A 26,281-nucleotide genomic window follows, 5' to 3' on the forward strand; every position below is an offset into this window, starting at 1 on the left:
AAACACCTAACCAACAATAAAGAGGCTAGGTGTTCTTATAGCTATTCTGTTATTATTCTGTCGCAGTTAGTTGACGCATTGAGGCTTCAATCGCTTCGGCTTTCTCTAAAGTTTGCTCCTTGTTCTCGCCGTGAGTACCTAAGTAAAGCTTAACTTTTGGTTCGGTGCCACTTGGACGGAAGGCAACCCAGCTACCATCTTCTAAGAAGAATTTCAGTGCATCTGAGGTTGGATAATCCAACGGACTAGTTTCTCCAGCAGCATCTTTCTGGACAGCATTTAAATAGTCATTCGTTTGAACTACTGAAATACCACCAAATTCAGTTGGCGTATTCTCTCGAATTGACGCCATAATGTTAGCCATCTTCTCCTTACCAGATAGACCTGGGAAGTCGACAGAGATGGTCTTCTCATAGAAGAAGCCATATTTCTCATAGATAGCTTCTAAAGCATCGCCTAAAGTTCTACCCTCACGTTTATGGTAGGCCGTTAATTCCGCCAGAACAACCAGGGCTTGAATAGCATCCTTATCTCGAACAAATGGCTCCACTAAATAACCATAACTTTCTTCAAAGCCCATCACAAAGGTCTGTGAACCGGTCTCTTCGTATTCTTTAATCTTCTCTGCAATAAACTTGAAGCCGGTTAATACTTCTACCATTTCCAAATCATAAGCATGCATAATCGCATCGGCAAGATTCGTCGATACAATTGACTTAACGGCAACACTGTTGTCAGGCAACTCACCTTTCGCTTGGCGTGCGTTAAGAATATATTCAAGCATAATCGAAGCAATTTGGTTCCCCGTTAATAGTTGATACTCTCCGTTTGAACGGCGAATCATCGCACCTAAACGGTCTGCATCCGGGTCCGTTGCCAGCAAGATATCCGCTTCAACTTCATGACCTAGCTTCTCAGCTAAGGCGAAGGCTTCAGGAGATTCCGGATTAGGTGAGGTAACGGTTGGGAAATCACCATCGGCAGCAGCTTGCTCTTCAACAATATGAATCTGCTTGAAGCCTGCTTGTTCTAAGGCTTTCTGACCAATATATAGACCCGTTCCATGAAGTGGCGTAAAGACAATATTAACATCGTCTGCCATCTCTTCAATAACGCTTGGATCGATGGTTACTTTCTTCATCTCTTCTAAGTAAGCTTGGTCGACTTGATCACCAATAATCTCGACCGTTCCATTACCTAACAGCTCTGTCTTATCACCGATTTCTACAGCAACAGGATCCTCCACCGCCTTAACAAAGCTAGTTAGGCGATCAGCATCTTCCGGTGGCATTTGACCTCCGTCTGCCCCGTAAACTTTATAGCCGTTATAAGCAGCTGGGTTATGACTGGCTGTAATCATAATACCGGCATAAGTACCTAAATGGCGCACAGCAAAAGACAAGACCGGTGTAGGTCTTAAGCTTTCATATACATAACTCTTAATCCCATGCTTGCCAAGAACTAAGGCCGCTTCCATGGCAAACTCTGGTGAATAGTGACGTGAGTCAAAGGCAATCGCAACCCCTTGTGCCTTCGCTTCGTCTCCTGCTTCTTCAATTAAACGGGCAAGTCCTTCTGTAGCTTGACGTACAGTGTAAATATTCATGCGATTGGGACCTGGCCCTAAAGTTCCCCGCATCCCTGCGGTTCCGAAACTTAGTTGAGCACCAAAGGCATCTTCTTTCTCTTCATCTGACATTGTATTTAATTGTTCCTTTAACGTTGCATCAAGATTTGGGTTCTCATTCCATTGTTGATAAGCAGTTTTCCAATCCATTTAATTACCGCCTTTCTTTTTATTAATACGCTTACATTATAACATGTTTATAGGACAATTTCACTTCTAATTCTCTTTTCATTTGGTATTCCTGAAAACTTATTATTTAAGCTCGCCTAAGTATTTTTTGCTAAGGTATGGGACTTTGCATAATTTCCCGGCAAAATAAAAAAGGCCCTTAGGCCTCTTCCATAAATAATTCCTGAAATAAACGCTAGATTAGGAACAGAGTTCGTATTTAATCCTTCAAGGATTCAATATATTCGTAAGCCTGCTGGCCTGCCATACTCCCATCCCCAACAGCTGTTGCGACTTGGCGTAGTTTCTTCTGGCGAACATCTCCTACGGCATAAATACCCGGGATGCTCGTTGCCATCTCATCATCCGTAATGAGCCAGCCTTCTTCATCAGTAATTCCTAAATCCGCAACTAGACTCGAATTAGGTACATTCCCCACATAGACGAATACGCCATCGACCGCAAAGTCTTGAACCTCATCGGTCTTAACATTGCGAACTTTCAAACTTTCGACGCTCTCATCGCCGTCAATTTCGTCTACAACTGAATCCCAAAGAAATTCAACTTTATCATTATTAAAGACCCGGTCTTGCAAAAGTTTCTGAGCTCTAAGCTCATCCCTGCGGTGAATAATGGTCACTTTACTGGCGAATTGGGTTAAATAATTTCCTTCTTCAACCGCTGAATCACCACCACCAATTACGGCAAGTTCTCTATCACGGAAGAAAAAGCCATCACATACCGCACAATAGGATACACCTCGACCATTCAGCGTTTCTTCACCTGGCACTTGAAGTTTACGGTTGTATGAACCTGTGGCAATAATAATAACGGGCGCTTCATAAATTGTACCATCAGCCGCATGGACTTCATGCTTATTACTATTCGGTACGACTCGGACAATATCACCGTAAACATGTTCTGCCCCAAATGCTGTCGCACTTTCATAGAAATTCTGGGCTAAATCTGGTCCTGGAATCGATGGGAATCCTGGATAGTTCTCTACTTCAGCAGTATTAATTAACTCCCCACCCGGCGCGCCTTTTTCAATTAAGATTACTTTTAAATTTGCACGTGACGCATACAAGGCAGCGGTCATCCCGGCTGGCCCTGCACCTACTACGATTACATCTGCAACATGTGTCGTTTCTGTCATGTGTCAGCCTCCTTTGTATTAGATTAATGTAGCATACTTCGCTTTTGCTGTCTGATATTATGCTTAGAAAGGATGGTGTTTCATCAAGGCTTCTGTCTTGCCCTCTCGTAGCATTAAGTTATCCACAGCTTTATCCACAGGTAAATCCTCATAGATGAAAGCTTGCAAAGTGGAGGTGATAGGCATTTCTACGTTTAATTCCTGGGCTAATTCGGCAGCCGCTTGGGTCGTACTCATCCCTTCAACCACCATTCCCACATCTGAACTTACGGTTCGACGATTTTTACCTTGGGCTAACATATAACCTGCTTGATAATTACGGGAGTGCTCACTGGTACACGTGACGATTAAATCTCCTAGTCCACTCAGGCCACTGAAGGTTAAGGGATCTGCACCCATGCGCGTTCCCAAGCGCGTAATTTCAGCTAAGCCTCGCGTCATCAGAGCTGCTCTAGCATTATCACCAAAATCTAGGCCTACCAGAATACCGCAGGCTAAGGCGATAATATTCTTCAAAGCGCCCCCTAATTCAACACCTAAGACATCTTCATTGGTATAAACTCTGAAATAAGCATTCATAAATAAATCTTGAACATCTTCAGCTGTGGATAAGTCCCGGCAAGCCACGGATAAGGTCGTTATTTGCCGGTCGACTACTTCTTCCGCATGACTAGGCCCCGAGAGAACAACCACCGGTGCAGCCATTACGTCTGCAAGCTCTGCTTCAATAACTTCACTCATTCTTAAATGTGTACCTTGTTCAATCCCTTTCGTTGCATGAATAATAATAGGCTTATTTACACGCTTTTCAAGATACGGACGAATATTTTGACATGTCTGGCGCATGGCAGCTGTAGGCACGACTAGAAGAATAGCCTCCGCCTCTAACACTGTATGCTCTAAGTCAGTCGTAGCTTGAATACTACTCGCCAACTTAGCGCCAGGAAGATATTTATTGTTCTCATGGCGCGTTTGAATTTCGGCAATCGTCTCTTCGTTGCGGCCCCACAAGGTCACTTCGTGTCCATTATCGGCTAGAACATTTGCCAGGGCCGTCCCCCAAGAACCCGAACCAATGACTGATACCTTCATATGATCCCCCTTCTAAGCCTTACGACCTTCACTATAATAATGTCGCCATTGCTTATGATGATTATACCCAATATAGGCAATACCAATAATAACCAAGATGACCGACAGGGCTTGCGATACACGCAGGGGCCCTAAATATAGGCTGTCCGTACGCAAACCTTCAATCCAAGATCGGCCAACCCCATACCAAAGCATATAAAGGGCGGCTACATCGCCTTCTCTCAGTAAATGTTTGCGAGAGCGGAGCAAGATTAACAAAAGGACACCCAGAATATTCCAAAGCGACTCATATAAGAAAGTTGGATGATAATAGGCTCCGTCAATGTACATCTGCCCAATGAGCCATTGGGGCAGGGCGAGCCTTTCTAGAAATGCTCTTGAAACGATGCCACCATAGGCTTCTTGGTTGACGAAATTACCCCAACGCCCCACACTTTGGGCCAGCATGAGCGCCGGCGCAGCAATATCCAACAATTGAATCAAGGGTTGACGGTAGCGCTTGGTAACTATATAAGCCCCAATCATGCCGCCAATGACACCCCCATATATCGCCATACCCCCGGCCCTTACATTGATAATTTCCAGTGGGTATTTCAAATAATAATCAAGATTAAAGGCAACGTAATACAATCTTGCTCCGATGAGCCCGGCAAGCACCGCCCAAAAGAGTACATCTAAAAGCATGTCCGAATCCAGATTAAATCGTTTACCCTCACGTGTGTACATCACATAGGCCAATATTCCGCCGAAGGCAATAATAATGCCATACCACTGAATATCCAGTCCTAAGAAATTAAAGGCGGTTGGATCGATGCGGATGGTAACTGTTAGGCTCATTCAGCATGTTCCTTACTATTTCGAGCAATTAAATTGTCAAGTTTTTCATTGAATTGATTTTGGACGTCGTAGCCCATTTGGCGTGCCCGATGGTTCATCGCTGCCGATTCAACAATCACAGCTAAGTTACGACCTAGCTTGACAGGAATGGTTATCTTCGGCACATTCACTTCGAATATTTGCTCATACTCTTGCTCGAATCCTAGGCGATCATATTCACGGGTTCCATCATCGACCACGAGATCAATAATCAATTCCAAGGTCTTCGTGCCGCGGACGGACGCCACACCGTATAAATTCATCACATCGATAATGCCGAGACCACGAATTTCAATTAAATTCTGTAGAATTTCAGGCGCTTCACCTTTCAACGTTAATTCATCGATTTGATACAATTCCACCCGGTCATCGGCAATTAATCGATGACCCCTTTGGACAAGCTCAAGCGCTGTTTCGGATTTGCCTACACCGCTATCACCCACCAATAACACACCCATCCCGAAAACTTCAACAAATACCCCATGCTTGGACAAACGTTTGGCTAACATTGATTCGAGATAGTTGGTTAAATTAGCCAGCACCCGACTCGTCTTGGATTTCGCACGTAAAATCGGCACTTGATTGGCTTCTGCAACTTCGATGGCCTCATAAGGAATACGCATATCCCTTGCAAAGATGAGGGCTGGTGTCTCTTGCGTCAATAGAATTTCATAAATCGTACGACGTTCATCTTTCGTCTGTGCATTGATATAAGACATTTCTGTCCGCCCCAATAATTGCAGACGCTCATGGGGGTAATACGCTTTATAACCCGTTAGAATAAGTCCTGGTCTGGATACTTCACTCGAATAGATTCTACGATTAGCATATTCACGACCATAGACGAGTTCAATATTCAGCGTATTGATCAATTCCTCAACCGTTACAAACTTAGACAATTTCTATCACCGTCTCTCACTTTTTTTATACTTTCATCATACCATTAACGGAAGTATTTGAGTAGTTAGAGCTTAATGAGGCGCTCATGACACCCCTTCCTTACTAACAAACACACTGAACCTATTAAAAAAGCCAGAAGCATCAGAGAACTTCTGGCATAGCTAACGATTGAATTAAAAGTCGTCCCACTTCTCCTCTTCAGAGCCTGGGGTTACATCGCGACGTTCGGTTTTATTATTGGGTCGAGTCCATTGTTGATAAGGATTCTGCTTGCGCCCTTCCACTTGATAGTCATAAGGTAAGAGGATGGCAAGTAGAATATATAAGGGCCAGCCTACTTGGAAGGATGAGGCAAAGACAAAGATAATCCGTACAATAGTTGGGTCAATGTTGAAATATTCAGCAATCCCTCCACAGACTCCAGTAAGCATGCGGTTACTCGTTGATTTATAAAGTCGTTTAGCCATAGTTATTCCTCCTAAAGTTTATTCGCTATCTTCAGCATCTTTTAAATACAGGTCACCTGTCACTTGAGATGTATGGATATTAGCTTGAGATGCGTCTGAATTCATGAAGCGCTGGATCACATGTGTATCATCTGCCTTTTCTTCACTGGCATTCGCTAGACGCGACTTAATGTTTGACGCATCATTCGTTGAATACGCCCGAACATTCATCCCGCCAGGAACAGATACTTTAATATCCCCGCTAACGGTTTTTAAATTCATGTTCGCATCACTTGGTACACGTTTCGTAATATATATGCTACCAGCTAGGGTCTGGGCATCAATATTATTCACTTGGTTGATGACCCGAATATCCCCATTATACGTATGAATATCCGCAAAGGCAAAAGCCACTTCATTCAGTAAGGCATTCCCATTCACTTGCTGACTTTCGAAATGTTCAATTTCACTATTGGTTACGGTGATGTTCCCGTTCTTGCTATTAACTTTAATGCTTTCGCTCGTTAACTGGTCAAGTTGAATGTCGCCATTCCAATTCTCAATTACAAAGCTTTGGTAAGCTCGTTTAGGTAGCCATAAGCTCCCTTTGAATAGAACACGCGGTGATTCGAAATCAAGGTAAATTTCTTGTTCATCCACGGATACAATCTCACCATTCTCCCAACTATCCAGTAAGGCTTGTTCGAAATTGCCATACAGTTGGGCGGTCCCGGCTAAATATATATGCTCTGCTTCATGGGTGTGAATATCGAGGCTACCATTCGGAATCCTCACCTTAACATTCTTAGCTGGCCCAGCGTCAACTTCCACTTCAAGCTTCTGTTCACTTTCTTTAATCCAAGGAATATTCATATTAAATTGAATATCTCGCATCTTGAAGTTGTCCATAAAGTCTTGTACGGAACCTTTCACCCATTTGCCAAGACGTTTGCCCTCTTGGCCAAATTGGCTTGCGGTATCTGTTACTTTCTCCGTATTACGTTCGAAGAACTCCTTCACGTCCTCAGTATAGGTCGAAACCCGCTTTCTCTGCAAGGCAGCTCGTTGGTTTTTGGCCTCATCCAATTCTTCATATAAGGCGGTAATCTCTTTATCTAAATCATACTGGCGAATCTTCAGTTGCTCGACTTGCTCTTGCATCTCCTCTGTCAATGGATCAATTTCAGCAAGAATCTCAAATTCACGAATTCTTTGCTCTGCAATGACAAGCGCTTCTGCTTTCGTATCAATCTGCTTAGTTAAGCTGTCAATCTGCTCAGTATAGGATTCAATTTGTTGCTCATCTGCCTGGGTCGCCTGGCTGACTGCCTCTTCTTCATAGGTTTCATCTGTTGCCTCGGTATGTTCTGTCGTAGTCTCTTGTGCCTCTGAAAAAAACGTATCCATCTGCTCATGACCTGCAGCTTCAAGTAAATCAAGTGCTTCTTCCATGGAAATAACATTCTGACGTACTAATTCGATAATCCGTTCTTTTGTCTCCATTTTATGGCCTCCTTTTAATCGACCTTATTTTCTACACTATTATTATCTCAGCTTTTCCAAATCATTGCATAGGGCTTGAGTCTTATCTTTACCCAAGGCGATGACATCAAACAATCCGCCTGCTTAGCCTAACGCTTCTTAAGTGTTGAACGCCATACAATGAAGGACTATTTCAGGTACGTAAAGCAGCAAAGAGATACCCTTACGCTAACATCCCTTTAAGGAATTGGCCGGTATAACTTGATGAAACTTGGCTGACTTCTTCCGGTGTTCCCGTAGCTACAACGGTGCCTCCCCCGTCGCCACCTTCTGGTCCCATATCAATAATATAATCCGCTGTTTTAATAACATCCAAATTATGTTCAATCACCACAACCGTATTTCCAGCTTCAACCAAGCGATTTAAAACAGCGAGTAACTTTTGGATATCGTGGGCATGTAGGCCAGTTGTAGGCTCATCCAGAATATAGAAGGTATCACCGGTCGCAATACGTTGCAATTCTGAGGCAAGCTTCATCCGCTGCGCTTCACCGCCAGATAAAGTTGTCGCTGATTGACCCAGTTGGACGTAACCTAAGCCAACATCAATCAAAGTCTGTATTTTACGGCGAATTTTCGGAATAGCTTCAAAGAATTCGACCGCTTCGTCGATAGTCATATCCAACACTTCAGAAATATTCTTCCCTTTATATTGAATCTCTAAGGTTTCTGAATTATAACGCGTTCCTTGACACACCTCACAAGGCACATAAACGTCGGGCAAGAAATGCATCTCAATCTGCTTAATCCCTTGTCCCTTACAAGCCTCACAACGGCCACCCTTCACATTAAAGCTAAAGCGACCTTTAGAATAACCTCTTTGCTTAGCCCCATTCGTCATGGCAAAAAGTTCCCGTATATCATCAAATACGCCGGTATAAGTGGCCGGGTTACTGCGCGGCGTTCGCCCAATTGGACTTTGATCGATATCAATGACTTTATCCAAACCTTCCCAACCTTTAATGTTTTTAAACTGACCAGGTTTCTCTTGAGTACTGGTCGTGCGCTTTTGGAGCGCAACTTTTAGAATATTATTGACCAGGCTGCTCTTACCAGAACCAGAAACGCCCGTAACGCAGGTAAAGCGACCGAGTGGGAATTTCACATTTACATTCTTCAAGTTATTCTCTTTAGCTCCCGTGACTTCAACCCAGCCTAGGTCTTCATCACGTCTTTTATCTGGCACAGCAATCGATAGAGCCCCTGACAGATATTGGCCAGTAAGGGAGTCTTGATTAGCACTGACTTCTTCAGGTGTGCCGGCAGCTACTATTTCCCCGCCTTTATCTCCAGCACCTGGACCAATATCTATAATATAGTCTGATTCCATCATCGTCTCTTCATCGTGTTCTACGACAATTAACGTATTGCCCAAATCACGCATTTGCTTCAATGAGTCGATGAGCTTTTGATTATCTCGTTGATGCAGGCCAATTGACGGCTCATCCAGTACATACATAACACCACTTAAGTTGGAACCGATTTGAGTAGCCAGGCGAATCCGCTGGGCTTCCCCACCCGATAAGGAACCGGCGACCCGACTTAAGGTAAGATAATCCAAGCCGACATTATGCAAGAAAGTCAAGCGGTCATTGATTTCCTTTAAAATCGGCCGGGAAATAATTTCACCTTCAGAACTCAAGCTCAAATTCTGGAAATATTCGTGGGCTTGGCCAATCGACATATCCGCTACGTCTGCAATGTTCTTATCATTCACCCGCACCGATAAAGCCATTTCATTAAGTCGTTTACCTTGGCACGTAGGGCAAGGTAATTCATGCATATACGACCGCATCACATCGCGCATGGAATCCGAACTTGTCTCTCGGTAACGGCGCTCAACATTATTGACCACGCCTTCGAATTCTCTTTGGACGGTTTTTTGAGCGCCGCGCATTGTTTTATACGTGAAGGTGAAGGAATGACCCGGATCGCCAAACTTCAAGCGTTCTTGAGCGTCTTTGGGTAAATCTTCGTAAGGCACATCCATGGGAATATCCCGGCTCTTACAATACTGCTCAAGCATCGATGGATAAAAGTCTGAGAATGACGACTTCCAAGGCACAAAAGCTCCTTCCGCAAGGGTTAAGCTTTTATCCGGTAAAATTAAGTCTTCATCAACCGTTAAGCGTGACCCTAAACCATCACAACTCGGACAGGCACCAAAGGGCGCATTAAAGGAGAACAAGCGCGGTTCCAGTTGATCCACTGTAAAATCACAGAACGGACAGGCGAAATGCTCATTGAAATACATCGGCTCTCCATCAATGACATCTACCACCATATAACCATCCGAGAAGCGCAAGGCTTGTTCTACCCCGTCAAAAAGTCGCGTCCGAATCGAGTCTTTGACAACAATTCGGTCAACAACTACTTCAATCGTATGGGCTTTATTCTTCTCGAGTTCAGGCACTTCGCTTATATCGTGTATTTCACCATCGACTCGAACACGAATATAGCCGTCTTGTTGAATCTTCTCTAATAAACGCTTATGTTGGCCTTTCCGATTTCTAACAGCTGGTGACAATAGTTGAATACGGGTTCGCTCGGGCAACTCCATAATTTTATCAACCATCTGTTCTGGTGATTGTCGTTCAATCGGAATATTGTGGTTGGGACAATAAGGAGTTCCTACCCGGGCATACAATAAGCGCAGGTAATCATTAATCTCAGTCTGGGTCCCAACGGTCGATCTCGGGTTATGACTCGTAGTCTTCTGGTCGATGGAAATAGCTGGTGATAAACCGTCGATGGAATCCACATCCGGCTTATCCATTTGACCTAGAAACTGTCTGGCATAGGCAGAGAGGCTTTCCACGTACCGTCTCTGACCTTCTGCATATAGGGTATGAAAGGCTAATGAGCTTTTCCCCGAACCCGAAAGTCCGGTAATTACAACTAACTCATTGCGCGGAATACGTAAATCTACATTCTTTAAATTATGAGTGCGTGCACCTTTAACTTCAATATATTCATTTGCCATCTATCTATCACTCACCTCTTTGTTTATTGACCCTTATATTATATCACACCTGTAGCCGATACCATAAACATCTGTTCGTTTATTTGAAGTTTTCGCCAAAAGAAAAAGCACACCCCAGGCGGGTGTGCTTCAGATAATGTCAGTTACTCCAATGAGTAAGTTTATCGCTTAGCTTATTTTACAGCTTCTTCCCATTCAGTGATTTCACCTAAGAAGATTGAACGAATTGCGTCTAATGATAAGTCAGTTGCTGGGTTGTCGTTATTTACGATAACAGCAATACCATCTAATGCAATCGCTTGATGCTCTAAAGCACCTGCTTCGTCTTCATCAAGGGCACGAGATGCCATACCAATGTCAGCTGTTCCATCTTGAGCTGCTGCCATACCTGCTGATGAACCGTTAGCAGTGATATTCACTGTAACACCTTCGTTAAGAGCTTGGTACTCTTCAGCAAGTTTCTCCATTACTGGAGATACAGACGTTGAACCAACAACTTCGACAGTTCCTTCTACACCAGCTGCTTCATATGCTGGAGCTTCTTCGTCAACTGAAATGTATCCTTCTTCAACAACAACTGCTTGACCTTCTGCAGAGTTAATGAAGTTTAAGAAGTCTTGTGCAACTTCAGATAAATCACCACTCCAAGCTACGTTGAATGGACGAGCGATTGGGTAATCTTCACTTGCAATGTTTTCTGCTGTAGCTTCAACACCGTCAACTGTTACAGCTTTAACAGAATCATCTAAAGATCCTAAAGAGATGTAACCAATTGCTTGAGCATCTTGCCCAACTGTTTGCATAACACCGTTTGTTGAGTTTTGGATTGCAGCAGATTGTGTTGTCATGTCGTCGTCGTTTTCGTCAACAACACCAACGATCTCTACGAAAGCCCCACGGGTACCAGATCCATCTTCACGAGAAATAACGCTAATTGCGCCTTCTTGTGCGAATACAGGGGCTACTGCAGATAGAGTTAATCCTGCTACGGCTAAAATCGGTAAAGCTTTGAATGTTTTTTTCATTAAACACATCTCCTCTAAATTAAATGCTATTCTACAATCAATTCGACAAATCTCTCAAACATTAGTCACATGCCAGTACAAGTGTATTATAACGGACTACTGTAAATTTTATGTAAATTTATCGTTAATATGCTGTAAATTTATGCCTATGGCTTAGTTTAATTCGACAATTTCGCCGGAATTCAAGTAAATAATCCGTTCACAAATATTTGTTACATAATCCCCAATTCGTTCTAAACTGCCTGCAATATTTAAATAGCTTATTCCTACAGATACAACTTCGGTATTCTTTTCCATGCGCTCAGCTGTCTCTTGATATACTTGCTTCAAGAGTAAGTCAACTTGATTATCGCGTTGAGCAATTGCGCGGGCCTTCTCAACATTATTGTCTACGTAAGCGTCAAGAACATCGGTAATCATCTCTTCAGTAATTTCAGCCATGCGATTGACTAAATCTAAGAAGACAGATACTTCTGTTTCTTTTTCTTGACTGCGGATTACATTACGGGCGATCTTAGCAGCATGGTCAGCCATCCGCTCAATATCAGAACTTGCCAGTAAAATCGTAAAAATACGACGCAAATCTTCTGAAACAGGTTGCTGTAAGACAATTAAACGATAGGCCTCTTGTTCAATCTCTGCGGTGAGTGCATTAATACGTAAGTCATCGGCTACAACTTCGTGAGCCAATTCTTTATCGTGATTATTTAAAGCTTGCATCGCTTTGTGCAAGGATTCATTGGAGGCATTACCTAAACGTGTTAAATTATCGCCGAACTTTGCTAAATCTTGATTGAATGCTTCTCTCATTTTTCCACACTCCTTTTCCTTAACAATTAATTATACACCTGATTAACCAAAGCGTCCAGAAATATAGTCATCTGTTCGTTCATCTGACGGATTACTGAAGATTTTCTCCGTTTCGTCAAATTCAACAACTTCACCCGTTAAGAAGAAGGCTGTCTTATCAGAGATACGTGCAGCTTGTTGCATGTTGTGGGTAACAATAACAACCGTATACGTTTCTTTCAAATCATCAATTAACTCTTCAATTTTACCTGTGGAGATTGGATCCAAAGCTGACGTTGGCTCGTCCATTAACAAGACTTCTGGTTCATTGGCAATTGCACGTGCAATACAGATCCGTTGCTGTTGTCCACCAGAAATTTCCGTGGCATTACGGTTCAACTTATCTTTAACTTCATCCCAAATGGCAGCTGATTTCAAACTTGTTTCCACAATATTATCTAATTCATGCTTGTCCGAGATACCATGGGTACGCGGTCCATAGGCAATGTTATCATAAATACTTTTCGGGAAAGGATTTGGATGTTGGAAGACCATTCCTACACGCTTGCGCAGTAGGTTAACATTGTAGTCTTTCTGGTAAATGTCTTCACCGTCCAGTGCAATTAACCCATCTACCTTAGCACCAGGAGTTAAATCTTGCATTCTATTTAATGTCTTAAGAAATGTAGATTTACCACAGCCAGATGGACCAATAAAAGCTGTAACTAGCTTTTCTTCAATATCCATATTAATTCCTTTTAATGCTTGGAAATCTCCGTAGTAGAAATCTAAATCTTGAATCTTAAATTTAGTATTAGCCATCTATTTTCCTCCTGTACCTAACTTACGACTAATGACGGTGGACAGCCAGTTAATTAATAACACAATAACAATCAGAATTGTTGCGGTTGCATAAGCTTCTTTAACATGGAAGCCTTCTTGAGAAAGGACATACATATGTACGGCAAGCGTACGACCAGATGAACTTAGGCCTTGCAAGAGTTGCCCTGAAGAACCTAAGGTATAAATTAAAGCGGCGGACTCCCCTACAATACGACCAATCGCAAGGATAATCCCGGATAGAATCCCTGGCATCGCCACAGGTAGTACGACCGTAAAGATGGTCCGCAATTGTCCCGCACCGAGAGCTAAACTACCCATTCGCAGTGAATCGTTCACTGAGCGCAAAGCTTCTTCTGTTGAAGAAATAATAAGAGGAAGAATCATAATCGTAATCGTAAAAATCCCTGCATAGTGAGAGTAGCCCAAACCTAGACGTTGGGAAGACACGAAGAAGAGCATCCCGAATAAACCGTAAACAATCGATGGCACGGCCGCCAATGTATCCGTAGCCAAACGAATAATCGGCAAGAACTTACTATCACGATCAGCATACTCTACTAAGTAGAAACCTGTAAAGACGCCAATTGGCACCGCAATAAGTAAAGCAATGAGAATAATAATTAACGTAGAGATAATCGCTGGCATCATTGAGACATTATCAGTTGTATATTTCAACGAGAACATATCCAGACTCAAGGCCGGGACACCATTCCAAAGAATAAACAGAATAATAAATAGAAGCATCCCTAATGTGAAAGCTGCTGACAACCAGGCGAAAAACTTAACCCAATTAAACCCTTTATTCATTAGTCATTCCCCTCTCTTGATTTAATATACATGAAGACTGCATTAATAATGAGAATGAATATGAATAAAACAACTGCTGTTGCAATAAGCGCCTCTTGATGTCGACCAGAAGCGTAACCCATCTCAAGTACGATATTCGTCGTCAATGTCCGCACACCTTGGTTAAGCCCGGATGGAATAACGGGTTGGTTCCCTGTAACCAGAATAACCGCCATCGTTTCACCGATCGCCCGACCAATCCCTAAAATCACAGCGGAAATAATCCCTGATTTAGCCGCAGGTACCACTACATTCATAACGGAACGCTCATGAGTCGCCCCTAAACCAACACTAGCCTCATAATATGAGCGTGGAATTGCCCGAATACTCGACTCTGACAAACCAATAATCGTCGGTAGAATCATAATCCCTAATAAGACCGACGCCGTCACAATATTCATCCCAGTACCACCCAAGAGATTTCTTGAAATCGGTACAAACACTTGCAAAGCAAAGAACCCGTATACAATCGATGGAATTGCCGCCATCATATTAATCGCTGGTTTAGCGAAACGATACAAGTTCGGTGGACAAAAATGCGCCATAAAAATGGACGTCATAATACCAACCGGCACCCCTACAATAACCGCACCAAGGGTTACAATAATCGAACCCACAATCATTGGTAAGATACCAAATTTAGGATTAGATGCTGTAGGTCTCCATTCTGTTCCGAATATGAAATTCGTCACTCCCTCTTCCAATATAAAAGGCAAGCCTCCTTCGAAGATGAAGTAGAAAATCAAGATAATCGAGATAACCGATAGTGAAGCAGCAAACATAAATACATACTTCATAAAGGTCTCTTTAAAATCGCTTCCCATAATACAACTCCTTGCTTTATTTAAATATCCTCTAACATAGCGACAATAACACAATATCAAATCCATTATAACCTTCTATTGTAAATTTTATGTAAAGTTTTCGTAAGGAAACGTTTTTTCGGCCATATTGTTAATTTTTAATTGCCAAAGCCATGTTTATTGCATCCCTAAGCCGTTCTCCGAATCACCCTTACCCAGCAAAAAGACTGGTCCAGCCAGTCTTTGCTAAGTATCTATAAGGGTAAGGTAACAATAAAAGTACTGCCGACCCCTAGTTCACTCTCGACTGTAATTGAGCCGCCTAATACATTCACTAAATTCCGTACAATAGACAAGCCTAAGCCAGTTCCTCCAGAGTGACGACTGCGCCCTTTGTCAACCCGATAAAATCTTTCGAAAATCCGTTCCTGATCTTGTTCAGGTATGCCAATGCCCGTATCACTGACAATAATGGTAGCCCTATGGTGATTGCTATAAACGGTTACGTCCACTTCGCTTTCATTGCCAGAGTATTTAATCGCATTCTCAATCAAATTCCTTAAAATTTGCTCCACCCGGTGTTGGTCAACGCTCAATAATATCGGCGCTTCTGGCAATTCCGTTTGAATGCGAATATCTTTTTGCTCTGCACGTTCTTGGAAGAAGGCCACCATTTCCTGTGTAACTTTTACTAAATCGAAGGTTTCAATCACATCGATATGTGTTTCATTCTCAATACGAGATAGCTCCAAGATATCATGAATCAGTGTTTCGAGACGATTACTTTCATTGTAAATAATTTGAATAAATTGCTTAGCCATTTGCGTATCTTCAATCGCCCCATCCATCAACGTCTCCGCAAAGCCTTTGATGGCTGTCACAGGAGTTCTCAGTTCATGCGACGCATTGGCTACAAATTCGGTACGCACTACTTCCAAATGCTTTACTTTAGAAATATCGTAGAGCAGAACTAAAATTGACTCCTCATCCGCCTGCTTAGGCTCTGAATACGGAATAATATTCACATCAATCGCCTTGAGGGTTGGTATATATAACTCAATTTCTTCGCTCATCGCTTCACCTGTCTGCATACTTTCCGCAATCATAGTAACCAAGGAATTGCTTCGGATGACCCCTTCATAATTACGTCCAATCACCGCATCCGAAAGTTGCAACAAGCTCTGCGCTTCAGGATTAATCAATTCGATATGTTTCTGACCATTCAATAAGATAACGCCCAAGTTTATGGAATCCAATACCAGTGATAATCTTTGCTCGCTCTGGTAAAGATTTCTTTGGTTCTCCATCAAACGGCCTTTTAAGGTTTCGACGGTTTGCTGCAGGCTATTCACATGCGGAGATGAAACCCGGGTATAAGATAAGGTTTGCGTATCTTCCACAGCCATTTCTTGCAAATCCACTTCAATTTGCCGAATGGGCTGGTAGATTTCTTCTCGAATAATACGGCGAATTATGGTAAGAAGAAGAATTAAGACCAGTAGCACTACCATCAATCCAATGAAAGCGCCAGGCACACTATCTAAGGCGAAATCCCTAGGATAATGGAGAATAAACAAATAATCCTGTTGGGCGTATGTGAGTGGGTAAATTCGCCACCAATTAAATAAACCTGAGCGGGTAAGAGCCCCTGTACTTCGCTTGCGGACATATTCCTCTATAATCGGTTGAATGGAGCGCTGACTTGGGAAAGTCGAGGTCACTAACTCAAATGACCCAGAATGACTCCCTAAAAGCGCATAAGAAATCGGCTCAAGGGACAGCTCTTCTAAAGCAGCCACATTCGGCTCCTCCCCAGCACTTCCTAAAACCCCAATCGCTAAGGTATCGTAAACATCAATCATCCGCACTACTTGTTGACGTATTTGGTACATTGAGAAGATGCTTAAGCAAAGCATCCCTATGACGATGATTTGAGACGTTTGTCGATTAAAGCGATTCGTCTTCATCCGGTACCTCGAAGCGGTAACCAAAGCCCCGTACTGTCTTAATATATTTCGGGTTCTTCGTATTCTCTTCAATCTTCTCGCGCAGATGACTAATATGAACGTCTACGATACGGGTCTCTCCGGCATAATCAAAGTCCCAAACACTATTTAACAGACGCTCACGACTTAAAATCCGTCCTTTGCGCAAGGCCATATAAACTAAGAGTTCAAATTCTTTCGGCGTAATATCAATAATTTCCCCATCGACCCGCACTTCATATCGGTCGCCGTATATTTCAATTTTGCCTAGGCGAATGACTTGCTCAGACTCTTCCTCCACTTCATTATCTAAATCTCTTTGCATCCGTTCAATTTCACTAAGTTCTATATCCGTTGCTTCTTGACGATATTGGATGCTCTTCTCCTCGTCGTTTGAATCATGTGCTTTTACCCGTCTTAAAATAGCATTAATCCGAGCAATGACTTCACGGGGACTGAATGGCTTGGTCATATAATCATCTGCACCAAGTTCAAGGCCGACAATCTTGTCGTACTCTTCATCCTTGGCTGTCAGCATTAGAATTGGCGTCTCCACCCCCTCTTGGCGAGCCTTACGACAAATATCCATCCCATCCATACCAGGCAGCATCACATCTAATAGGATGAAATCATACGATTCGTTAAGTATCTTATCCAGAGCATCTAGCCCTTCTTCACACGTCTCCACCTCAAAAGCAGCTTGTTTTAAATTATACTCCAGCAATGTCAAGATAGACGGCTCATCGTCTACAATTAATACACGCTTCATAGTAGCCTCCTCATATAATTTCAATGCTTTAATATATAGTAACAAATTTCGGCAAACTTTTACACACCCAAAAAGCTCGCATAACGTTCAAGTTATGCGAGCTTCACCCTATATTCGCAAAAAGCGCCGAATCGATCGACGGGCCCCAATAATACCCAGTAAACAACCGAGAACCAGTAAGCCAAGGCCAATATAAAGAATATTCGGATAAATCGGAGCCAATTGAAGAATCTGCACACCAACTATTTCAAAGGTAGCTTGTTGCAGACCTTGATAGATTGCATAAAGCAATAAGCTAGCAATTAAGGCACTAATTGCACCAATAAAGATACCCTCGTAGATAAAAGGTGCTCGAATATAGCTATTTTGTGCACCAACCAGGCGCATAATTTCAATTTCATCTTGGCGAGCATTAATCGTCATACGAATGGTGTTCGTTACCAATAAGACCGCAATAACAACCATAATGGCTGCTAGAAGGGCTAGAACAACGCGGACAATCTCAATCATCCTCAGCAAGTTTTCCGTATCCAGCTCACCATAAGTCACCTCAACTGCGTAAGGCATCTGACTAATCGCCGCTTGAACCTCTTCCAAATAAGCCATATCATCGACATCAACAATATACACATTATAAAGGGGATTTGCATCACCAGCTAATAACTCGAACTCTTCCCCTACTTCCGCAACCAAAGACGCTAGTTCTTCTTCTTTGGTACGATAAACGACATCAGTGACGTGTTCTAAGGATCGAATCGAATCACCTAAAACCTGCTCATCTTCAGCGCTAGCAGCCACGTCAATATGGGCACGGATTTGCACCCCTTCTTCAATATCCGTTGTAATATTCTGCACATTAAGCATGACTAAGGCCAAGCCACCAATGACAATTAGAGCTATCGACATGGATAGGATACTCGCCGTTGTCATCCAACCATTCCGAAATAAATTTCTGAAACCATCGCGAATATGTCGGAAAAACGTTCTAATAATTCTCATGATACCCCCCCTTGTAAGTGTCACTTACAAGCTGTCCAGCTTCTAAGCGAAGAACACGGTACTTCCGCTCATTCACAAAACCATCATTATGGGTCCCCATCAAGACCGTTGTTCCCGTTTGATTAATCGCTTCTAACAAGCGGAAGATACCTTCCGCTGTTTGCGGATCCAAGTTGCCGGTTGGCTCATCTGCAATGAGGATACTCGGTTGATTCACAATGGCGCGCGCAATGGCCACCCGTTGCTGCTCACCGCCGGAAAGTTCTGCCGGTAAGTCATGCGCTTTCTCACTTAAGCCAACTAGTTGCAACACCTCTGCGACACGTTTCTTGATGGCTTTACGACTCTTGCCGGTAACTTCCATGGCATAGGCTACATTCTCGTACACTGTGAGACGAGGAAGAAGCTTAAAGTCTTGGAAGACGACCCCTACATTACGGCGCAAAGCTGGTACTTGCGACTTGCGTAATTTCGTCACATTAAACTTACCCACTTGAATTGAACCTTGATCTGCTTGCTCTTCACGGTAGAGTAGCTTCATCAGCGTCGTCTTGCCTGAGCCACTGTGGCCAATCAAGAAGACAAACTCTCCCTGCTCAATTCGCACAGATACATTCGCTAAGGCTTGGACACCATTTGAATACTGCTTAGATACATTGGTTAATTGTAGCATTTACCATACCTCCTAATGCTTATCATTGATTCTGTTGAATCGTCCATTTCAAGTATGCATCAATAAAGCCATCTAAATCACCATCAATAACCGCTTCTGCATTACCGACTTCATAATCTGTTCGGTGATCCTTTACCATGGAATAAGGATGGAAGACGTAAGAACGAATTTGTGAGCCCCAAGCAATATCCTGTTGCTCGCCTTTTAAAGCAGCTAGCTCACGTGCCTTCTCCTCTTCTTGCTTTTGGTATAATTTAGCTTTCAGAAGGTTCATCGCTTGTTCACGGTTTTGTAATTGAGAGCGTTGCGACTGACTCTGTGCGACGATTCCTGTTGGAATATGCGTAATACGCACAGCTGAATCGGTTTTGTTAACGTGTTGCCCACCTGCTCCACTCGCCCGATAGGTATCAATACGCAACTCATCTAATTGAATGTCGACTTCAATACTATCATCAATCAAAGGGGTTACTTCCACTGAGGCGAAAGAAGTATGGCGGCGACTATTGGAATCAAAAGGCGAAATTCGCACAAGCCGATGGATGCCCTTTTCGGATTTCAAATAGCCATAAGCATCACGGCCCTTTACCTCTAGCGTGACACTCTTAATGCCCGCCTCTTCGCCTGGCTGAAAGTCAATCACTTCATATTGATAACCATGTTGATCAAGCCAGCGTTGGTACATACGCAGTAACATACTACCCCAGTCTTGTGATTCGGTACCTCCTGCCCCGGGATGAATTTCTACAATCGCATCCAAGTGATCATGCTCACCGGATAGAAGGAGCGCCGTCTCGTATTGTTGCAGATCTTCTTGGACTAGCTTCACTAAACGCTCGGCCTCTTCACCCATCTCCGCATCCTCAGTCTCCTCATACAGTTCAAAAGCTAAACTCAAATCCTCGAGCTGTTGGCCAATCTTCTGTACTGAATCATACGTCGCCTTCGCTTGATTGGACGCATTAATGACTTCTTGGGCCTTCTGATTATCCTCCCAGAAATCCGGCTGACTCATCTGATAGGCATAATCAGCAATATCCGCCTCTAATGCATCTAAGTCAAAGAGACCCCCTTATACTAGCTAAACGCTCATTAGCGTCAGCAATAAATTGCTTCATTTCAAATTTCTCCATTATTTTACTTTCCTTTCTGGCAAAAAGGAGCCACCCTTCTTAACAAGGTGTGGCTCACAGTAGAACTATTAACTTGTTCGGGTTGGTTTATTCACTTGCTCACGTTGCACATTCTGACGAACTTGTGCTTTCATCGCAAAGCGCGCAACATCATATTCAATCGCTGCAATCATTTCTTCGAAGCGTTCATAACCTTCCGTTTGATACTCGGTAAGTGGGTTCGTTTGAGCATAAGCCCGTAAGCCGACTCCTTGGCGCAAATGATCCATCATATCGATGTGATCGGTCCATTTAGAATCCACAACCCGTAAGATAATCACTTTCTCAAATTCAAGAATTTGTTGGGCACCATTTAACTCTTGGATTTTCGCATCATAGGCCGCTTCCGCGCGATTATAAATCAATTCAACCAATTGCTTCGGATTTTTTTGGGCAGATAAATCTGCCATCGTAACCGCATCTTCTGGTAGAAGTACCGTATCAACAAAGTCCCTCAAGCCATCAAGATTCCATTCTGCCTTATCACCTTCGGTATATAGGGCAACTTGCCGCTCAATGGTGCGGTAAATCATGGCTTTAATATACGGTGTTAACGGCTCTTGTGAGTTAATAACGTCTTGGCGCTGACGGTAAATAACCTCTCTTTGTTCACGCATCACTTCGTCATACTCTAAGACGTTCTTACGTGTATCATAGTTGTTGCCTTCCACACGCTTTTGGGCCGATTCAACTTGACGGGTAAGCATGCGACTTTGAATCGCCATATCATTGCCGTCATCATCAATGTTGAGTTGCTCCCACATCGCTTGAATACGATCTGAGCCGAAGCGGCGCATCAAGTCATCTTCAAGGGATAAGTAGAATTGTGAGGCTCCTGGGTCCCCTTGACGGCCCGCACGACCCCGTAATTGATCATCAATACGACGGGATTCATGGCGTTCTGTACCAATAACGCAGAGGCCACCAATTTCTTTTACCCCACTACCTAGCTTAATATCCGTACCTCGACCAGCCATGTTCGTGGCAATCGTTACGGCACCTTTTTGGCCGGCTTGCATGATGATTTCTGCTTCTTTAAAGTGGTTTTTCGCATTCAAGACTTCATGAGGAATGCCCGCTTGTGTAAGAAGTTGGGATAAGTATTCAGATGTTTCAACGGCCACAGTACCGACTAGAATCGGTTGCCCTGTAGCATGGCGTTCTTTGATTTCTTCTACAACGGCATTAAACTTCGACCGCAAATTCGGGTACAATAAGTCGGCCTGGTCATCGCGAATGACTTCACGGTTGGTTGGCACTTGAATGACGTTCATATTGTATATTTCCCGGAACTCTTCTTCTTCCGTCTTGGCTGTACCAGTCATCCCGGCAAGCTTTTCATACATACGGAAGTAGTTCTGGAAGGTGATTGTTGCCATCGTCTTCGATTCATCTTCGATTTCAACGTTCTCTTTGGCTTCAATCGCCTGGTGCAAGCCATCTGAGTAGCGACGACCGTCCATAATACGGCCAGTAAAGCCGTCAACAATCTTGACCTTGCCTTCATCGACGACATAGTCAATATCTTTCAACATAATATAGTTGGCCCGTAAGGCTTGATCAATATGATGCACCAAGGCAGTGTTGCCTACATCGTAGAGGTTGTCTAAACGGAAGACCCGCTCTGCCTTGTCAGTCCCCTCATCCGTTAAGGCAATCGTCTTAGACGTTACGTCAATCGTATAGTCTATATCTTCTTTTAAGCCTTTGACGAAATAATCCGCCCGCGTATACAAAGCAGTTGATTTACCAGCTTGACCGGAAATAATGAGCGGTGTACGTGCTTCGTCGATTAAGATTGAGTCCACTTCATCGACAACTGCATAGTAAAGCGGTCTTTGGACCATTTGTTCTTTGTAAACAACCATGTTATCGCGCAAATAGTCAAAGCCCAGTTCATTATTCGTACTATACGTCACATCTGCATTATACGCTTCACGTTTCTGTTGTGGATTGAGGCTATTCAAGTTTAACCCGACAGTTAAGCCTAAGAAGCGGAAGATTTCGCCCATTTCTTGCGAGTCACGCGTCGCCAAGTAATCATTGACCGTTACCACATGCACGCCTTTACCAGCCAAGGCATTCAAGTAAACTGGCATTGTCTCTGTTAACGTCTTACCTTCCCCGGTCTTCATCTCAGCAATGTTGCCTTCATGAAGAATAATTGCCCCTTGAATTTGTACTTTATATGGGAAAAGACCGATAACTCGACGAGCTGCTTCCCGTACTACAGCGTAAGCCTCTGGTAGAATACTGTCTAAGCTTTCCCCTTGTTTATATCTTTGTTGGAACTGAGTTGTCTGATCACGCAAAGCTTCGTCCGACATTGCTTGATAAGTCGGCTCCATCTCCATAATTTTATCAGCGATGCGGCTCGTTCGACGCAATTCCCCTTTATCATTCTCAATTAAATTCTTAAGAAAATTAGCCATCTAGATGCTCCTTTGGTTAAGTACTTATTTATATATCGATATACCATCTCAAGAAAAATGGTTACTCTCTTAGTTTAACATGGATTTGTGAGAAAAGAAATTGTTTATTTAAAGTTCACGGCAAAAAGCCCACTAGAGATTCCTAGCGAGCTAAGCGGTCAGGGTTATGTTATGTTTATGCATTTAATGTTGCTGTTTCAATTAGGCCGTAGCGTCCGTCATTGCGGCGGTACACAATATTAATTTCATTCGTTTCTGCATCGGTATAGATGAAGAAATCGTGGCCTAACATATTCATTTGTAAAACAGCCTCTTCACTATCCATTGGTTTTAAATCGATCCGTTTAGAGCGAACAATTTCAAGGTTCTCATCAGCCTCTTCTGCAACCGAACCAGCAGCAGCTTCTGCTTCAAATAGGCCCTCAAAGCCTTTCTCTCTTGATTTGCGATTGATTTTGGTCTTATATTTACGAACTTGTCGCTCAAGCTTATCGACAACAAAATCAATACTCTTATATAAATCATCCGTTGTCTCTTCAGCGCGTAAGACTAGGAATGATAGAGGAATTGTTACCTCAGCTTTGGCTGTTTTATCGGGATAGATTTTCAAGTTCACATGTGCGGTTGCATCAGGTGCGTCATCAAAGAAACGCTCCAATTTCGATACTTTCTTCTCGGCATATTCCCGTATAGCAGGAGTTACCTCGATATTCTCTCCGCGTACATTATAGTTAAACATATAAATCCCTCTTTCCACAATATATTCTAACATCAGCCATTCGCATCGAATACATTCCTTCGCATGGTTCGACTGAAAGCTAATATCCGATCCAAATGACTTGGCGATATTAGTTAATGAGTAGCTTTACTACTTGTTTGTATTATAACACAATTATAAGCATTTGAAAACGGAAACAACTTTCTCATTTAATCAGTATCTCGTCCCAAACTAATACTCTCAATGACCGGTTCACTTTCAGGGAAGCGTGCCTTAAGCGCATCAAATAAGATTTGCTTAGCCAATAACATCGTCGCCCCCGTTGTATACACATCGTCAAAGATAAGATACGGCCGATCGACTAGTGAGGCCATATCATCAATCGCAAAAGCTTGCTTTAACTGAAGTCGAGCCTGGCGTGTCTTACTGGATTGCTTCTGATTATCGCCAATATAGGTAAATGGCGACTGATGTGGAATGTCCGCCATATCCAGAAGTAAGCTAGTTGCATGAAACCCTCGCATCTGCATGCTCGCTGGTGAACTGGCTAGCACAAGCCATTGGTAAGCTTGTTGTTGCTGATAACTACTAGCAAGTGCTTCGCTGACCAACCAACCTTGGCGAAAATCCGCTTGAAATTTATATTGGTAGAGCCACTCACGAAAGGCCTCGTTATACTGATAGATTGATTGATGGTGAATAAATCGGGCGTCATACCGCTCCAACCACCGTATACAATCAAAGCAATACGTTAAATCATCTCGTCTGTGAGGCTGTTCATAAATGTCGTCTGTTTCATGCAAATACCGGGAACAGCCCCAACACAGCAAATGCGTATCATCTAAGTGCTGCCACTGTGCTTGACAAGTCTCACAAAGCAAAGGGAATTCAATCGGCTTTAAGCTGAGAATATGCTGGACTTGCAGTTCATGATGCAAGCGACTCCCACAACTTAAACAAGCAAAAGTCCTAGGCTTGGTCATGATGCAACAACCCCCGCTTTCTCCCCATTGCATTCATCGTCTGAATTTCTTGCCGAGCCTGCTTCATCGCACGACTGATACCACCATGGGCATAAATTAATTGCCCCGTTGGATAATTGGGCCGCCGCCCTACCCGGCCACTCATTTGAACTAAGGCTGCCTGGGAGTAGAGCGGGCTTTCCGCACCTACGATACAAACTTGGCAATTCTCAAAGGTTACGCCCCGTTCCAATATTGTCGTCGTAATTAAGGCTTGATAGGCTCCGTCGCGAAGTGCCTGTACTTTTACCTTGCGCTCGGGATCTTTAGCATGAACACAGGCCATTAAATAAGGGCTTGAACTTTGCTGTAACCAAGCAAATAACGCCTCTGCTAAGCGAATACTTGGCATAAAGATTAACTGCACACCCTCTAAAGCTAAGACTTCCTGTAATAGGCGCCAAAGTTCAGACTGCTGATTCCTGGTTCTAATTGCATGGCGCCAATCACCAATCCAGGTAAAGACAGGTTCTGGCAAGGGATAGCCATGATACCGCGCTGGTAGGACCGTTGCCGTAAGTTGCTGATTGTCTACCAAATCTTTTAAGTGCTGATTAGGTGTAGCTGTAAGGTAGATTAACTTCCCACTGGCTTGGACCGCCCGCTCTACGGCGAAATGCAGTTGTGAATTATTCACATAAGGAAAGGCATCGACCTCATCCACAATTAATAAATCAAAGGCTTCAGCAAAGCGCAAAAGCTGATGGGTCGTACTAACAACCAAGGGCGTATAAGTATAAGCTTCCTCGCTATGCCCATATAACAAAGAAACAGGAACTTCCTTAAAAGCCGTCTGCAATCTTGGAGCAAGTTCCAAGCAGACATCAATCCGCGGCGAAGCAACACAAACCCGACCTCCTGCTTCTAAGACATGGGCAATCGCTGGGAAAATCATCTCCGTCTTGCCTGCACCTGTTACAGCATGAATCATATGGGGCCTTTGGGTATCCGCGAGACTCTCGATTAAAGCTTGACTCCCCCGAGCTTGCTCAGCGGATAGTGTCCCTTCCCACGTAAGTAATGAGTTTTCCTTAACTCTTTCTTGCGCAGGGGCTTGCGGTAAATAATACAAAGACTTCCCCTTAGTAATGCGCCCCATCTGAATACAGGCCAAGCAATATACCAAGTCTTCCGTTTGAATCGTTGTGGGCATATCTAAGCGCACAAACTGATGCGAATCCGTATTATTGCAGCGACCACAGCGATAGCCTTCATCGGAAGCTACAATGGCTTCCCGGGCCCCTAGCTCCTGAATAACTGCTTCGTAGCTATCGCCTTGGCCAATCGCCTGCAAACTATGCTTGACCTCATGTTCTGTGAGTAAGCGCCCCCAGAATAAAGACGCCAATGACCTATTCATCTCCATTATAAAAACACCTCCTATTTATATATACGCAAAATAGGGGGTGTTTCCA

At 43.3% G+C, this 26,281-nt stretch carries 22 protein-coding genes; all 22 read right to left on the reverse strand.

Going from position 1 to position 26,281, the window contains the following annotated elements:
- Positions 1-52: 52 nt before the first annotated feature.
- Positions 53-1,777, reverse strand: a complete 1,725-nt coding sequence (locus tag CL176_RS11510) for a phospho-sugar mutase (protein ID WP_118991415.1) — start codon at positions 1,775-1,777, stop codon at positions 53-55.
- Positions 1,778-2,015: 238 nt separating this feature from the next.
- On the reverse strand, positions 2,016-2,951 hold the full coding sequence (gene trxB, locus CL176_RS11515) for a thioredoxin-disulfide reductase (RefSeq protein WP_118991416.1): 936 nt from the start codon (positions 2,949-2,951) through the stop codon (positions 2,016-2,018).
- 63 nt (positions 2,952-3,014) lie between these two features.
- Complete coding sequence (locus CL176_RS11520) at positions 3,015-4,043, reverse strand: NAD(P)H-dependent glycerol-3-phosphate dehydrogenase (protein ID WP_118991417.1); 1,029 nt, start codon at positions 4,041-4,043, stop codon at positions 3,015-3,017.
- A gap of 12 nt (positions 4,044-4,055) precedes the next feature.
- Entirely contained in the window at positions 4,056-4,880 is an 825-nt protein-coding gene (lgt, locus tag CL176_RS11525) for a prolipoprotein diacylglyceryl transferase (RefSeq protein WP_118991418.1), read from the reverse strand.
- Positions 4,877-5,818, reverse strand: a complete 942-nt coding sequence (hprK, locus tag CL176_RS11530; protein ID WP_118991419.1) for an HPr(Ser) kinase/phosphatase — start codon at positions 5,816-5,818, stop codon at positions 4,877-4,879. The genes lgt and hprK overlap by 4 nt, the downstream gene beginning before the upstream one ends.
- Positions 5,819-5,992: 174 nt before the next feature.
- Positions 5,993-6,286: a PspC domain-containing protein gene (locus CL176_RS11535; protein WP_118991420.1), complete on the reverse strand. Its 294-nt coding sequence runs from the start codon at positions 6,284-6,286 to the stop codon at positions 5,993-5,995.
- Positions 6,287-6,304: 18 nt separating this feature from the next.
- Positions 6,305-7,768, reverse strand: coding sequence for a DUF4097 family beta strand repeat-containing protein (locus tag CL176_RS11540; protein ID WP_118991421.1), 1,464 nt, complete (start codon positions 7,766-7,768; stop codon positions 6,305-6,307).
- Positions 7,769-7,970: 202 nt separating this feature from the next.
- A complete protein-coding gene (uvrA, locus tag CL176_RS11545) occupies positions 7,971-10,790 on the reverse strand; it encodes an excinuclease ABC subunit UvrA (protein WP_118991422.1) in 2,820 nt (939 codons plus the stop codon).
- Positions 10,791-10,963: 173 nt separating this feature from the next.
- Positions 10,964-11,815, reverse strand: a complete 852-nt coding sequence (locus CL176_RS11550; RefSeq protein WP_118991423.1) for a substrate-binding domain-containing protein — start codon at positions 11,813-11,815, stop codon at positions 10,964-10,966.
- A gap of 153 nt (positions 11,816-11,968) precedes the next feature.
- The gene (phoU, locus tag CL176_RS11555; RefSeq protein WP_118991424.1) at positions 11,969-12,625 is read right to left on the reverse strand and encodes a phosphate signaling complex protein PhoU; all 657 of its coding nucleotides are present in this window, start codon (positions 12,623-12,625) and stop codon (positions 11,969-11,971) included.
- A 42-nt stretch (positions 12,626-12,667) separates the two neighbouring features.
- Positions 12,668-13,426, reverse strand: coding sequence for a phosphate ABC transporter ATP-binding protein PstB (gene pstB, locus CL176_RS11560; RefSeq protein WP_118991425.1), 759 nt, complete (start codon positions 13,424-13,426; stop codon positions 12,668-12,670).
- Positions 13,427-14,254, reverse strand: coding sequence for a phosphate ABC transporter permease PstA (pstA, locus tag CL176_RS11565; RefSeq protein ID WP_118991426.1), 828 nt, complete (start codon positions 14,252-14,254; stop codon positions 13,427-13,429).
- Entirely contained in the window at positions 14,254-15,117 is an 864-nt protein-coding gene (gene pstC / locus CL176_RS11570; protein WP_205528115.1) for a phosphate ABC transporter permease subunit PstC, read from the reverse strand. Before pstC ends, pstA begins: the two co-directional genes overlap by 1 nt.
- 233 nt (positions 15,118-15,350) lie before the next feature.
- Positions 15,351-17,063, reverse strand: coding sequence for a two-component system histidine kinase PnpS (gene pnpS / locus CL176_RS11575; RefSeq protein ID WP_118991427.1), 1,713 nt, complete (start codon positions 17,061-17,063; stop codon positions 15,351-15,353).
- Positions 17,044-17,850, reverse strand: coding sequence for a response regulator transcription factor (locus CL176_RS11580; RefSeq protein ID WP_118991428.1), 807 nt, complete (start codon positions 17,848-17,850; stop codon positions 17,044-17,046). The genes pnpS and CL176_RS11580 overlap by 20 nt, the downstream gene beginning before the upstream one ends.
- A 108-nt stretch (positions 17,851-17,958) precedes the next feature.
- On the reverse strand, positions 17,959-18,849 hold the full coding sequence (gene ftsX, locus CL176_RS11585; RefSeq protein ID WP_118991429.1) for a permease-like cell division protein FtsX: 891 nt from the start codon (positions 18,847-18,849) through the stop codon (positions 17,959-17,961).
- Entirely contained in the window at positions 18,836-19,522 is a 687-nt protein-coding gene (gene ftsE, locus CL176_RS11590; RefSeq protein WP_118991430.1) for a cell division ATP-binding protein FtsE, read from the reverse strand. Before ftsE ends, ftsX begins: the two co-directional genes overlap by 14 nt.
- A gap of 22 nt (positions 19,523-19,544) precedes the next feature.
- A protein-coding gene (prfB, locus tag CL176_RS11595) for a peptide chain release factor 2 (RefSeq protein WP_205528116.1) occupies positions 19,545-20,655 on the reverse strand; the annotation gives its coding sequence in 2 pieces (ribosomal slippage) (positions 19,545-20,582 and positions 20,584-20,655; 1,110 coding nt in all).
- Between the two features lie 68 nt (positions 20,656-20,723).
- Positions 20,724-23,126, reverse strand: coding sequence for a preprotein translocase subunit SecA (secA, locus tag CL176_RS11600; RefSeq protein WP_118991432.1), 2,403 nt, complete (start codon positions 23,124-23,126; stop codon positions 20,724-20,726).
- A gap of 175 nt (positions 23,127-23,301) precedes the next feature.
- Positions 23,302-23,865, reverse strand: coding sequence for a ribosome hibernation-promoting factor, HPF/YfiA family (hpf, locus tag CL176_RS11605; RefSeq protein ID WP_118991433.1), 564 nt, complete (start codon positions 23,863-23,865; stop codon positions 23,302-23,304).
- Positions 23,866-24,053: 188 nt separating this feature from the next.
- Positions 24,054-24,827 carry a ComF family protein gene (locus tag CL176_RS11610; RefSeq protein ID WP_118991434.1) on the reverse strand — a complete coding sequence of 258 codons (774 nt, stop codon included), beginning with the start codon at positions 24,825-24,827 and terminating at the stop codon, positions 24,054-24,056.
- A complete protein-coding gene (locus tag CL176_RS11615) occupies positions 24,814-26,232 on the reverse strand; it encodes an ATP-dependent helicase ComFA (RefSeq protein ID WP_240430556.1) in 1,419 nt (472 codons plus the stop codon). The genes CL176_RS11610 and CL176_RS11615 overlap by 14 nt, the downstream gene beginning before the upstream one ends.
- Between the last annotated feature and the right edge of the window lie 49 nt (positions 26,233-26,281).

Source organism: Suicoccus acidiformans (assembly GCF_003546865.1).
GTDB lineage: Bacteria > Bacillota > Bacilli > Lactobacillales > Aerococcaceae > Suicoccus > Suicoccus acidiformans.